The following is a 621-nucleotide window of genomic DNA, read 5'->3' on the forward strand; positions in this document are numbered from 1 at the left end:
GGGCGGTTCACCGTGGCGGCCCTCGGCGCGACGCGCCGCCGCGGCCGGCGCCCTGCTGGGGGTCGCCGTGGCGGTGAAGCTGTACCCGGCGCTGCTGCTGCCGGCCGCGGCGCGGCGTCACCGTCTGGTGGTGCTCACCTCGGCGGTCGGTGTGGTCGTCCTGTCCTACCTGCCCCACGTCGCCGTGGTGGGCACCGACGTCCTCGGCTTCTTACCGCAGTACCTGTCGGTCGAGGGTTACCAGGACGGCGGCCGGTTCCTCCTGCTGGGTCTGATCGGTCTGACCGGCACATCGGCCAAGGCCGTCGCGGGGGTCGTGCTGGCCGCGGTCATGATCGCGATATGGCGGTCCGGTCCGGACCGGGTCGGCGTCGAACGTGGCGCACTGTGGCTGTTCGGGACGGCCTTCCTGGTTGCAACCCCGGTACAGCCCTGGTACGGCCTGCTGCTCGTGGTGCTTGCCGTGCTGGCGGGCCGGCTGGAGTGGCTGGCCGTCGCCGCCGCGCCCTACATCCTCTACATGGCGCTGTTCACCGACCTCGCGGTCACCGACAACATCGCCCGGCCTGGTGGCTACCTGCTCGGTGCGGCCGTGGTCGGCGTTGTCGGTGCCGGTCGGTC

At 72.3% G+C, this 621-nt stretch carries 1 protein-coding gene; it reads left to right on the forward strand.

Features of this window, described 5'->3' with window-relative positions; genetic code table 11:
• Positions 1–621, forward strand: a 621-nt coding sequence (locus tag U9980_RS04455; protein WP_322766805.1) for a glycosyltransferase 87 family protein, incomplete at both ends; no start/stop codon positions are given.

It is taken from the genome of Protofrankia sp. Cr1, from assembly GCF_963555865.1.
Classification (GTDB): Bacteria; Actinomycetota; Actinomycetes; order Frankiales; family Frankiaceae; genus Protofrankia.